Origin of the sequence: Planktothricoides raciborskii GIHE-MW2 (assembly GCF_040564635.1) — a bacterium.
GTDB lineage: Bacteria > Cyanobacteriota > Cyanobacteriia > Cyanobacteriales > Laspinemataceae > Planktothricoides > Planktothricoides raciborskii.
Genome location: NZ_CP159837.1, coordinates 981,352 through 994,108, shown reverse-complemented (window position 1 = coordinate 994,108; position 12,757 = coordinate 981,352). Strand labels below are relative to the sequence as shown.

Below are 12,757 nucleotides of genomic sequence, written 5' to 3'. Positions count from 1 at the left end.
AGATTAACCAGGAATCAACGATTTATTATTCAGAAATATCACATAAGTAGGTGAACATAATTAATTGCACTTTTCGTTCCCCGCCGATAAGCTTTGGATTCCCGCCTGCGCGGGAATGACAGTTTTTCTTCTAATGGAGTCTGTGGTGCATTTATTCCTGCCTGTAAACTTAGAAGCTCATCAGGTTTTATGGTAAGGATAAGGGAAGGCTCGGTGCGATCGCCTGCTCTGACTCCCCGGCGCCGGATTCTCCCTGGACGACCAAAAACCAGCCATTCAGATTTCGTGCCCCCAGAAACACAAATTGACTCTATAATGTGGCACAACAGGGATCGATCTCATGGAAAGTAGGTTTGCCTTCGGTAAACATATCTAAAAGCAGTGAGGTAATCCGCCTTGTAATTTGAGCTAAATTTAAAGCACTATATGAAAAGTCATCTCTGTACCTTCGCAGGGAATTTAGTGCCATAAGTGTCTCTTGAGGGAAAAAAAGCCATGTTTGAACGCTTCACAGAAAAAGCAATTAAAGTGATTATGCTCGCTCAGGAGGAAGCCCGCCGTCTGGGCCATAACTTCGTGGGTACGGAGCAAATCTTACTGGGTGTCATTGGAGAAGGAACTGGGGTCGCGGCCAAAGTTCTCAAAGCAATGGGGGTAAATCTTAAAGATGCCCGGATTGAAGTAGAAAAAATTATTGGTCGCGGTTCTGGCTTCGTGGCGGTGGAAATTCCCTTCACTCCTCGCGCCAAGCGGGTTTTAGAACTATCCTTAGAAGAAGCCCGCCAATTAGGTCACAATTATATCGGCACAGAACATTTGCTCCTGGGGTTGATCCGCGAAGGGGAAGGGGTGGCGGCACGAGTGTTGGAAAATTTGGGAGTTGACCTGAGCAAAGTCCGCACTGAGGTGATTCGGATGCTGGGAGAAACTGCCGAAGTCACCCCTGGGGCTGGTGGCAGCAAAGGCCGACAAAAAACTCCCACTCTGGACGAGTTTGGCACGAATTTAACCCAATTGGCCGTCGAGGGCAAACTCGATCCCGTGGTGGGTCGGATGAAAGAAATTGAACGGGTGATTCAAATTCTCGGTCGCCGGACTAAGAATAATCCGGTGTTGATTGGAGAACCGGGGGTCGGCAAAACCGCGATCGCCGAAGGTCTGGCCCAACGCATTGTCACGGGAGATATCCCCGACATCCTGGAAAACAAGCGGGTTGTCACTCTGGATATCGGCTTGCTGGTGGCGGGAACCAAGTATCGGGGCGAATTTGAAGAACGGCTGAAAAGCATTATGGATGAGATTCGCTCTCAGGGAGATATTATCCTAGTGATTGATGAAGTCCATACCCTGATTGGGGCTGGGGCAGCGGAAGGGGCGATCGATGCGGCGAATATTCTCAAACCGGCTTTAGCCCGGGGCGAACTCCAATGCATTGGGGCAACCACTCTGGATGAGTATCGCAAGCATATCGAACGGGATGCCGCCCTGGAACGTCGTTTTCAGCCGGTGATGGTAGGCGAACCGACCGTAGAAGAAACGATCGAAATCCTCTTTGGTTTGCGCGATCGCTATGAAGAACACCATAAACTGAAAATTTCCGATCAAGCCCTGGACGCAGCGGCGAAACTGTCCGATCGCTATATTTCCGACCGCTATCTCCCGGATAAAGCCATTGACCTAGTTGATGAAGCCGGTTCCCGAGTCCGTTTAATTAACTCCCAGTTGCCTCCTGCTGCGAAGGAATTGGACAAAGAACTGCGCCAAGTCCTGAAAGAAAAAGATGAGGCGGTGCGTTCTCAAGACTACGATAAAGCCGGAGAACTGCGCGATCGCGAATTGGAAATAAAAGAACAAATTCGGGCGATCGCGCAAAACAAAAAGAAAGACGGCAGCCAAACCCCGGAAATTGCCCCAGTCGTCACCGAAGAAGACATTGCCCACATTGTCTCCTCCTGGACTGGCGTCCCGGTCAACAAGCTGACCGAATCCGAATCCGAGAAACTGATGCACATGGAAGACACCTTGCATCAGCGGATGATCGGACAAGACGAAGCGGTCAAAGCCGTATCCCGCGCCATTCGTCGCGCCCGGGTCGGACTGAAAAACCCCAACCGTCCCATCGCCTCTTTTATCTTCTCTGGGCCGACCGGGGTGGGCAAAACCGAACTGACCAAATCTCTTGCCGCTTACTTCTTCGGTTCTGAAGAAGCCATGATTCGGTTAGATATGTCCGAATATATGGAACGGCACACCGTCTCCAAACTCATCGGTTCTCCTCCGGGATATGTAGGCTACAACGAAGGCGGACAATTAACCGAAGCGGTCCGTCGTCGTCCTTACACCGTGGTGCTATTTGATGAAATCGAAAAAGCCCACCCGGACATCTTCAATATGCTATTGCAAATCCTCGAAGATGGCCGTTTAACCGATGCCAAAGGTCGCACCGTAGACTTCAAAAACACCTTAATTATTTTGACTTCTAACATCGGTTCCAAAGTCATCGAAAAAGGTGGCGGTGGCCTCGGATTTGAATTCAGTGAAAACCAAGCGGATGCCCAATATAATCGGATTCGCAACTTGGTGAATGAAGAACTGAAACAATACTTCCGTCCCGAATTTCTCAACCGTCTGGACGAGATTATTGTCTTCCGTCAATTAACCAAAGAAGAAGTCAAAGAAATCGCCGAAATTATGTTACGGGATGTCTTCAAACGGTTAACCGAAAAAGACATTACCTTAACAGTCAGCGATCGCTTCAAAGAACGGTTAGTCGAAGAAGGATATAACCCTGCGTATGGGGCGCGTCCCTTACGTCGGGCGATCATGCGCTTACTGGAAGATGTCCTCGCGGAAGAAATTCTCTCCGGTCGCGTCAGCGAAGGAGACACCGCCTTAGTGGATATCAACGAGGAAGGAAAAGTCATCGTTCAACCCGCCAAAGATCGGGAATTACTAACACCTGCGGTTTAATAAATCCGCGTAGGGTGGGCAATTGCCCACCCTACATAACTAACTACATAACTAACACCTGCGGTTTAATAAATCCTCGTAGTAGCGCGATCGCCATTAATGAATAAACCAGGGATTTTTTCTAGTAATAAGCTTTGCAGGCGATCGCGCAAATCGGCAATTTTTGCCTCATCTTTGGTCATTTCTAACTGTCGCAGTTCACAAGCTTCTCCTAACCCGACTATTCCGGGAAAATTCAGAGTTCCTGACCGGATTCTTGTTTGATCTCCGCCACCAAAAATTATCGGTTCTAAGTGAGTTCCTTTTCTGACGATTAAAGCCCCAGAACCTTTAGATCCCTATAATTTATGGGCAGAGATGGCTAAATAAGTGATATTAGAGGCGACAAAATTAGTCGGGATTTTTCCTACAGTTTGGGAGGCATCACAGAGAAAAGGGATATTATATTTCCCAATCTCTAATATAGGGTAAATATTGCCGATTTCATTATTGGCGGCCATGACGCAGAGTAGAGAAATACCGCTGCGACAGATTTGTTCAATTTCGTCTAAATCTAATCGACCCTTTTGGTCAATTGACAGATAAATAATTTCCGCTAATCCTTTTTTAGCTAATGCATTACAAGTATCTAAAACCGCTTTATGTCCAACCGGAGAAACGGCAATGCGCGGCGGTTTAGATTGTTGGTAATTTACCGATAAAATATGCCCTTGAATCGCTAGATTAATGCTTTCTTGTGCTCCAGAGGTAAAGATAATTTCTTTGGGTTTAGCGTTGACTAACTGGGCGATTTGTTGGGCGGCTTTTTAATCCCTTGTTCGGCTTCATCTCCATAGCTATGTGCTGCTGGCATTTCCATAAGCGGTGGTCATGTAATGTAGCATCAGGTTGGCTACTCTGGGGTCAACGGGAGTTGTAGAGTGATAGTCGAGATAAATTGGCTGAGATTTTACGATCATATTCGCTTCGGTTGATTGTTTAAATTAAGTCGCTATTATTTTAATAGTTTAGCGTAAATTTTATTAATTAATAAATGTTAATTTAATCTCAATTTATTAAAATATATGCATTACTAAATGTAAAAGATTAATCCGACTATTTCAGGAGGAGATTATGCAACCAACAAATCAGCAGGATATGGGTAAAGTTTTTACAACTCTGACAATTATTAATCGCCCTGACCAAATGCTGACCAAATTTTGGCCGAAGCTGGGGTAAAAACCGCAGATCAAGTGCGATCGCTGACCTTAGAAAATGTCTTAGTTGATACCGGGGCAACGACTTTATGTTTACCCCCAGAGGCGATCGCGCAATTAGGCTTAAAAATCCTCAAAGAAGTCGATGTCGCTACGGCAATGGGGATTGATAAAGCCCGCATTTTCCAAGATGCAAAAATATCCATATTTGACCGAGAAGGAACTTTTGAGTGTTTGGAGTTACCGGGAGGACATGACCCGCTTTTGGGGGTAATTCCTTTAGAATCTTTGGGGTTAGAAGTTGACTTAAATCGTCAAGTATTGAAGCCGTTGCCGATTAGCCCCACGGAAACCTATTTAACAATTTTGTAAACATCAAGAAACCGGGTTTTCCGTTGCTTTTGCAACAATATCGAGGTTTAAAGAAGAAACCCGGTTTCTGAATTAGGGGCGATCGCGCTTCAACTACGCAACCAATCAAGCAACAAAGAAACCGGGTTATCCGTTGCTTTTGCCACAATAACCAAGATGTAAATAAGCCTGCCCCCATGCAGCCTGCCCCCGTGAAGACGGGGGAATGCAGGGGAAACCCGGTTTTTGCTACCCCAGATTATGCTATTGTCTGTTTCTCATCTTTGTCTTTAGACTTCAAATACCAATACAAATTAGCCACGGTAATATCGGAGATTTCCTGCCAGTTAGATGCAGCCAGGGCTCGATATCCGTGATGGGGCGATCGCGCAGAAATATAGCTTTCGTAGTTCTGCCGCGCTTGGGGATTAATGGTAAATTTCAGATGGTCGCGCAAAGCCAGAAAATGAGATGTATTTTTCAACTGTTCATATTGAGTTTGTTCGATTAGTTCATTGTTTTGTTCGATTAGTTCATTGTTTGGAGATGCGGCTAAGGTTTCTTGCGGGCTTTCCTCGGTATTTACCAGATTTTTAATTGCTTCTAATTCTTCCTTCGGTGCCGTTTTCAAATAATCCACTTGAGCGTGCCACCCAGCGATCGCCGGTAAATCTTGAGTGTGAATTCGCATCAGTTCAGGATAAATAAAATCAACTTCTTCCTCGGTTTCACAACAAGACAAGATATCCCATGTATCTTGATAAATATTGTCCCGCAACTGCTGCATTTGACTACTCGCTGCCCCAAACTCACCTTTCCAGATAAAAATCATCGCCATTGCTTGTTCCATTTGCCATGCACATTCATGCCGTCTTAGTCGCCCTGGAGCATTTGTGTTTTGACTGTATATTTGGGGATTTTTGTAGTCAGCTAAAACTTGAGTTAAATTTCCGTATATGTTTGCCAAGTTACTCAGGCGAGAATGACTATCTTGGATTTCTAAAATATTTTTAAGACTAAAAATACTTTGCTGAAATCGCCCATAAGCTTGATCTAATATGGTGCGGTGCATCTTAAATTCAACATCCTGCGCCACTTGATCGATTCTTTGTTTGATATCCTCCGACTCTGAACTAATTTTATCTAAAACTTGATCGATTTTTAAATCGATTTTTTGGAGACTTTCTCTAATTTTCAGCGTTTGATGTAAATTTACGCCAGATAAAGCGACTCCGGCAAAAGTCCCCACCCCAATCACCGCCGTTGTCCCCTGCAACACTGCTACACTCTTCTGCAAAGTATCCAGCATTTGATAGGTTTTTTGGAATCCCAGGTGAGTTTGAACCATCTGAATTGGCCCCATGATCAGTTGAGCAGGAGCGGCGATCGATTCCAGGGAAAATCCGGCGGTAGCTTTGGCTATCTCGACCATTCGACCTGTGGTGACATCTCGCAATATCGGTAATAAAGTTCCATCGGCTGTATGTGCTTGCACTAGCTTGCCTGCGTGAAGCAAAGCTTGACTGGCTGCGCTGAAAGAGTAGTTCATTGTTTTTGCTTTTGAGTCTAGATATTGGCTAATTCTTACTGTATTATAGATCGATAGTTATTCCGACTATGCTTTTAATACAATGACTACCAATCCCCTCATCCCTATCCGTATAATTACGGAATCACTGCGTCAAGTTCAAGCGGAGCCTGCACAGCCTGAAGTTTCCTCAGAGTTAAAAGTATATGCCCAAGAAATTGATGAATCGCTGCGTCCTGTCTTAAAAATATTCCAGGAATCAATCAGTCAAATCCAAGAGAGTTTATCGGTTAGCTTTGAAAAAATAAAGCTGGCTAGAGAAACGTGGAAAGCTAAACAAAGAATCTGTGAAATTAATTACCTAGAGATTTGGGATGAAATTGGAAGTGTTAGTGGGTTTATTCAAAAAATTAAATTAGAAAAAAGCCGATTAAGAATTCTCACAGTAGATGCCGTGAAAACCAAATGTAATTCTCAATTTATTCTCATCAAAAAACAATTTTTCAGAGATTCTCAAGGAAATCCTAAGTTTTTATCTGTGTTTGAAGTCCCTAAATTGCAAAATAAAATTACTGAGGCGATCGCCGATATTTCTCTATTTTGTTCTCAGATAATCCTAGAGCAATTACAGGAAATTTTCGATTTATACGATCGCGGAATTAATCGGCAAAAAATTACTGAATATCTGTTTTGGGAGGATCCGAAAAGCCAAGAAAAATTTCAAGCCAGTTTAAATTTAGCGGAACGTGAATTAAATGCCTCTTGGGAAAATAATAGTGACATTATTAAAATCTATTTAAGCAAGCTTCAAAAAGAAGTGATTGACAAGTTTAAATCCATCAACTTTATTGGATTTCAAGCAAATGCAAAAATTGAAGCTTACGAGCGCTTTGAGCAAGAGATTTATCAACTCATTTTAAAAACCATTGAATCGATATTTGACGAACGAGTAGAAATCACCACAGTGATTTTAGAAGATATTTTATCGTTTTATGATTACTTGCTGGAACAACACCAAAGATATAGTCAAGAGTCCCCAGAAATGATCAAAGCTGAGAAAGATTGGATTGATACTCAAGAAGCTCAACTCAAGCAAAGTTCAAACCAAATGTCTGAAATGATCGATATTTGTAATATTTTATTGAATTAGTTTGATTATTGCCGATATCTGGCAGATACCGGGTTTCTTAAAGCAACCCGGTATTTATGATCAACCAACCACCAACCAACAACTAATACCGTTTTCAATTAAAAATGCAACAGTACACGGGGCGGGGGGATCGCCTCTACATACGCCCAAATTAACCTCGGAATTGTGTAGCAAGAGTTTTTGAAATTGATATGAGTTGAATGAGTTGGTGAGTGTTTTGATGAATGGCGCTGACAGTTTCCAGAAGTGCCACAATATCGTATTCTTTGATTTCGTTCATAATAATTTATTTATCGATGGGGTAAGCATTAGTTATGCCCGGAAAATATTCATTATATAAATTCTAAGTTTCAATTTTACTTGTTTATACTTAAAATACACAATTTAGCCAAATGTTTACGGTAAAACATCAGCAATAAATAAATCGAATTTGATTTTAAATTAATTTAATATTTTTTATCTGAATCATGCTGTATTAATGCTTCTTCTAAGATTTCAGTTCGTTTTTGCAAATCAGCTATTTTTTTATGATCGCTTTTATTCCAGATAAAAATTGTGAGCGTTGTTGCAGAAATAATAATTGCAAAAGGAAGTAAATTCATTGTTTCAGAGATCGAAATTAGTGGGATGCTAATCACTAAACCAGCCAACGCAAAAATCCAAATAATGATGGTTGTTTTAAATTCAATGTTTTGAAAATTATTACTCATAATCAGTTATTTTTACCTATGAAAAAAGATGACAACAGTGAATTCAGTAATTAAAAAAGGTTAAACTATTTTGCTTGTTTTCATATTTAGGAGATAATCTTTTACTATGTACTACAAGTAACTCGGAATTACAAAAGATTATTTTGACAATTCCGAGTTGACAATTAATCTAACTAAAAATCAGCAAGTTAATACTTATGAGTAATTTGCTTAATGTTTGTTCATGCGATTACAAAGAATGTTCCCGATCCTCTTTCTTATTTGTCAACCAGTCCCAGGTTTTGTAGGCAGTATATCCAACTGCTACGGCTGTGGCGACAGGAGCGGTTGCTGAAACTACGATTCCTGCTGCCATTCCACCACCAACCATACTTCCTATTGCAGCAAGACCTGATGTGATTCCCGCCGCACTTAGGCCAGCAACACTTCCTGCACTGGAAACAGTTGCAATAGTAACAGCACTGCCTCCTATCGCTCCAACAATCACTCCACCGGCAAAAGCTTCTGCGCGACCCACATCATCATTAGGATAATTATAGATGTTGTGTGTAATAGTTATACGATTATCGTTGTTATCTCCACATTTACCACCTAAATTTGGATTGCAACTATAATCACCCGCCTGAGCAACGTTAGCGGAAATACTGATGTATGTAAAAATACACAAAAATAAAACGCATAGAAGTCTTTTTGTCCGTGAAATTACAGACTGCATCTTGCACTCTCCTAAGTCTCAAAAACTCTGATAATATTATAGTTCGATTACCTGAAGAGTGTCTATATCTTGCTCATTCTGGCTCTACCAGACCTGTTATGAAATAAATAGGCTCAAAGCCTTGCTAAGTAATAAAATAATTACATTGCTATCATCCAGGCGAGCTTATTTTCTGTAGACACGGGTTTTAACCCGTTGGTGTGGGTCTGCGTTTATAATGATCGGCGATCGCGATTATTCGTCTCTCAACTGTAAGAGCAAAGTTTCCGTCGTCCAGGTGGGACAACCGCATCCCAAAAAGTCATAATCTTGCGTCCAAATTGCTGCCGGTAGCACCAAAGCAACTGCCACTGTTGGCCAATCATCGGTGTCCCTAGGAATGCGTTTTCTCGCCTCTATCTCCAGAGAATTGTAAGAAGATGGCTCGACTATTTCAATATAATTTTCAATTAGACGATTGACTAACTCGAACAATTCGCGCTCGGTCTGTTCAGTCAACTTGCCTTGATTTCTCATGGCGATCATTCGTCGTCTTAATTCGTGGCGAGTTTCACTTAAAACCGTTTTAGCTGCATATAGTTGAAATTCGGGATTTTGCACCAAATGCCGCCCCCGAATTCGCAGCATTTCCCCGACCATAATATTAGCATCCACGACTAATTTCATAATTTTATCTAACTCCGATCGCCTGGGTCAACTCTTAAATTTCGGATTAATCGGTAATAAGCTGCGAATTTTCTTCAAATGGAAAAGGTTGACTAGGATCTAAAGCATCAATTAAAGCTTCTCGATCAATCCCACTTTCTGCTACAGCTTGAGCCAAAACTTGATCCAACCGCTCCCAAACAGCATCGAGTTCAACTGGTTGTAAAGATGCCGGGTAAAAATATCCCAGCAACTTGCCATTATGCTCTACAGACAGAGCCTCGTTATTTGCTAATAGCACTTGTTCTGATAACTGGTTTAATTTGATATTTTTCATGGTGTACCTATTTTTTTACCAATTTCATAATTTATCTGTAATTTAACTAGATAAATTTTAACATATAAGTAGGTGAACATAATTAATTGCACTTTTCGTTCCTCGCCGATAGGCTTTGGATTCCCGCCTATAGCCCTTTGGGCATGGGCTTCGCCTAACGCGGGAATGACAGTTTTTTTTCTCATGGGGTCTGTGGTGCATTTATTTCTGCCCGTAAACTTATAATAGCGGTTTTTATTGGATTACAGATTTTTTGTGGATTCCCACCTGCGCGGGAATGACAGGTTTTTTTGTACTTCATAACCCTGAAAAGTGCTATATCTGGCAGATACCGGGTTTCTTTAAGAAACCCGGTATCTAGCCATCCTAATTTGCCATCCCTTGCCCCGCTAACCAGCTAGTTGTCCAAGCACTTTGGAAATTGAAACCCCCGGTAATTCCATCAATATCTAAGATTTCTCCCGCAAAAAATAGACCGGGACAACGGCGACTTTCCATTGTTTTGAACTCGACTTCTTTTAAAGAAATGCCCCCACAGGTGACAAATTCTTCTTTAAATTCACCTTTGCCGACGATTTGATAGCGACTTTGAGTTAGTTCGGTGATTAATTGATTAATTCCTTTATTAGATAACTCTGACCAACGCTTTTCATGGTCAATTTCCGTCACATTAAGCAGCCTTTCCCAGAGACGACGGGGAACGGGAAAAGGGCAACTGGTAGCGATCGCTTTTCGGGGAAGTTGCGATCGCACCGCTTGCATTTGTTCTTGCAAAACTTCTAGCTTATATTCCGGCAACCAATTAATCATCAGGGGCGTATCATATCGGCGATCGTGGAGAAATCTCGCCCCCCAAGCGGAAAGTTTCAACACTGCCGGACCACTAAGTCCCCAATGCGTAATCAACACTGGGCCAGTTTGTTCTAATTTCGCCTCTGGCAAGCGGACTCGCGCTGTTTTCACCGCCACTCCCGCCAAATCTTCCAATCTGGCATCCCGAATTTTAAAAGTAAATAAAGAAGGAACTGGCGGTTCAATAGTATGACCCAAAGATTTAGCGATCTGATAGCCCCGTGGACTGCTACCTGTCGCCAGCAAAAGTTTGTCACATTCCAACATTTCCCCAGATTTTAACTCGATTTCAAACCCAGGGTTTTTGTCCCTAGGATACACCGCCATCACCGGGCTTTCTGTCCGCAGTTCCACCCCCGCATCCTTTGCCGCAGTTAACAAACAATTCACCACCGTGGCAGAATTATCGGTAATCGGAAACATCCGCCCATCAGCTTCGGTTTTCAGTTCCACCCCCTGCTGGTTCAGCCAAGCCACCATATCTTTAGGCTGAAACCGGGTAAATGCCCCCCGTAACGCTTTGCCCCCTCTGGGATAATTTTGGGCTAAAACTGCCGGTTCAAAGCAAGCATGGGTGACATTGCAACGACCTCCACCAGAAATCCGCACTTTAGTCAGGGGTTGCCGTCCTGCCTCTAATAAAATTACATTCGCTTTTGGGTTGGCTTGTGTACAGGCGTTCGCGCCAAAAAAGCCAGCCGCCCCCCCGCCAATTACCACAACTTGTAAACGATTTAAACTCATTTGAACTGACTCCGATATTTGTTGGTTTACATATTTGTTTACATATTTGTTTACATATTTGTTTACATATTTGTTTCTGTAAGCAACTCATTAATATTAACCCAAAAATACCCATTACTGGATTGTTATAAACCTAAAAATGACCTTTTTGGGCAAGATATTCAGAAATTTTCCTGATGGCATCACGAATCGCCTGATCGGAATATACCCCATCATCAATCACTGTTAAAATATATTTATTTCCCGAAATTTCCATCGCTAAAGTGGTGCCAATGACCCAGGAATTTTGCCCGGTTTTTTCCCCCAACCACTTGGCAGAGGAACCTTTTAATGCGGCAAATCCTAATTCGCGATCGTGTTGTAGCCCAAATAGAGAAATTAATCTATCATCTCCAGGATGCTGACGATTATAAATTTGCACCATCATTTCCGTCAGTTCATTGGTCGTTGAAGTATTTAACTTTTCTCCAGCATCATCAGGGATGAAAATATCCCCAATAAATTTAGCATACACACGGGTGGCTCGGTAGCCGCGACTTTCTAACACTTGGTTAATATAATTTCTGCTTAAGTAGTCTATCAGTTGATTGGGAGCAATATTACTGCTGTTGACAATCATTTCCAATAATAATTTACCCAGGGGATATTTTCTTTCTACTTTTAAATCGGAGGCATCTTCGGTAAAGTTACCTTTACTGATATAAATCTGGTTATTCAGAGGAATCTTTTGCCGATTCACTTGATCTAAAAGAGTGACGGCGATCGGTACTTTCATTAAACTGGCTAAACTGATTGGGATTTGGTTTCCTCGGAGGTGCGAACAGGTTCTCTGGAGATTACAAACGGTAATCTTCACTTTGGTTGATAAGCCACTTGTTTGGGCAATTTGATCTAATATCTTAGAATTAGAATACTTAGAATTAGAATACTTAGAATTAGAATACTTAGAATTAGAATACTTAGAATTAGAATATTCCGGAAATACCACAGATTTTTTGTCTGATGGCTTGGTTTCCACCGCAGAATTTATGGCCAAAAAGTTTTGCCCGAACTGGGAGCCGAAAATCAGGTAAGCCACTAACCCAATTATACTAGAAGCGAAACCACAGCCAATCAGAAAACCTAAACAGTGCGTCCAGGTAAAAAAAGTAACAGGTTTCAGGAGAGAACCGACCGATCCGGAAATCCGGTTCTGAGATAACATATTAATGACAGTCTCAATTTTAGCTATTCTCTTGATATATTAAAGATTAAAATACAAATCGGTCAAGGTTTTTGTCCAGATTTTTTGAGATTTTTTTGGCGATTTTTCGGTCATCTTGCGGCGGAAATTGTCTGCAAGCCTTCATTTATGGGCATTCTTGAGGCAATCGGCTGGCAGTGATTGCCTCTAAAAGCTTTAGACAGCCAAAATTTACCATAAATCTAGCTGGAAATATGCCGGGAAGATGAGAAGGTTGTTGAGAACTGAGAACCCGCGACGCGATCGCTGCCCGATCTAGTGATTTGCCAGAAATTACTTATTATGTCATAATGAGGTCAGGGACGATCGGGTAAGA

General features: G+C 42.1%; 10 protein-coding genes and 2 pseudogenes. 3 read left to right on the top strand and 9 right to left on the bottom strand.

Annotation, left to right across the window (positions count from 1 at the left end; genetic code table 11):
• Positions 1-495: 495 nt before the first annotated feature.
• The gene (locus tag ABWT76_RS04085) at positions 496-2,970 is read left to right on the top strand and encodes an ATP-dependent Clp protease ATP-binding subunit (RefSeq protein WP_354635676.1); all 2,475 of its coding nucleotides are present in this window, start codon (positions 496-498) and stop codon (positions 2,968-2,970) included.
• 65 nt (positions 2,971-3,035) lie between these two features.
• Here the strand turns inward: ABWT76_RS04085 and ABWT76_RS04080 are convergent.
• Together ABWT76_RS04080 and ABWT76_RS04075 are read right to left on the bottom strand one after the other, a co-directional pair.
• A pseudogene (locus tag ABWT76_RS04080) lies at positions 3,036-3,761 on the bottom strand (cysteine desulfurase family protein).
• A 45-nt stretch (positions 3,762-3,806) separates the two neighbouring features.
• Positions 3,807-3,929: a hypothetical protein gene (locus ABWT76_RS04075; RefSeq protein ID WP_255353242.1), complete on the bottom strand. Its 123-nt coding sequence runs from the start codon at positions 3,927-3,929 to the stop codon at positions 3,807-3,809.
• A gap of 154 nt (positions 3,930-4,083) precedes the next feature.
• Between ABWT76_RS04075 and ABWT76_RS04070 the strand changes: the two are divergent.
• A pseudogene (locus ABWT76_RS04070) lies at positions 4,084-4,538 on the top strand (retroviral-like aspartic protease family protein).
• Positions 4,539-4,776: 238 nt separating this feature from the next.
• On the opposite strand, the gene ABWT76_RS04065 reads toward ABWT76_RS04070, so the two are convergent.
• On the bottom strand, positions 4,777-6,066 hold the full coding sequence (locus ABWT76_RS04065) for a hypothetical protein (protein WP_354635675.1): 1,290 nt from the start codon (positions 6,064-6,066) through the stop codon (positions 4,777-4,779).
• Positions 6,067-6,148: 82 nt separating this feature from the next.
• Here ABWT76_RS04065 and ABWT76_RS04060 point away from each other — a divergent pair, with 82 nt between their 5' ends.
• Entirely contained in the window at positions 6,149-7,195 is a 1,047-nt protein-coding gene (locus ABWT76_RS04060) for a hypothetical protein (protein WP_354635674.1), read from the top strand.
• 446 nt (positions 7,196-7,641) lie between these two features.
• Here ABWT76_RS04060 and ABWT76_RS04055 read toward each other — a convergent pair whose 3' ends face one another.
• From ABWT76_RS04055 to ABWT76_RS04030, 6 genes are all read right to left on the bottom strand, one after another.
• Positions 7,642-7,905, bottom strand: a complete 264-nt coding sequence (locus ABWT76_RS04055) for a hypothetical protein (protein WP_354635673.1) — start codon at positions 7,903-7,905, stop codon at positions 7,642-7,644.
• A 229-nt stretch (positions 7,906-8,134) separates the two neighbouring features.
• Positions 8,135-8,620: a hypothetical protein gene (locus ABWT76_RS04050; protein WP_354635672.1), complete on the bottom strand. Its 486-nt coding sequence runs from the start codon at positions 8,618-8,620 to the stop codon at positions 8,135-8,137.
• A gap of 234 nt (positions 8,621-8,854) precedes the next feature.
• Positions 8,855-9,286: a PIN domain-containing protein gene (locus tag ABWT76_RS04045; RefSeq protein ID WP_354635671.1), complete on the bottom strand. Its 432-nt coding sequence runs from the start codon at positions 9,284-9,286 to the stop codon at positions 8,855-8,857.
• Between the two features lie 46 nt (positions 9,287-9,332).
• Positions 9,333-9,602 carry a hypothetical protein gene (locus ABWT76_RS04040; RefSeq protein WP_354635670.1) on the bottom strand — a complete coding sequence of 90 codons (270 nt, stop codon included), beginning with the start codon at positions 9,600-9,602 and terminating at the stop codon, positions 9,333-9,335.
• 366 nt (positions 9,603-9,968) lie between these two features.
• On the bottom strand, positions 9,969-11,198 hold the full coding sequence (locus tag ABWT76_RS04035) for an NAD(P)/FAD-dependent oxidoreductase (RefSeq protein ID WP_054469042.1): 1,230 nt from the start codon (positions 11,196-11,198) through the stop codon (positions 9,969-9,971).
• Between the two features lie 133 nt (positions 11,199-11,331).
• Positions 11,332-12,402, bottom strand: coding sequence for a serine hydrolase (locus ABWT76_RS04030; protein WP_054469041.1), 1,071 nt, complete (start codon positions 12,400-12,402; stop codon positions 11,332-11,334).
• Positions 12,403-12,757: the final 355 nt, after the last annotated feature.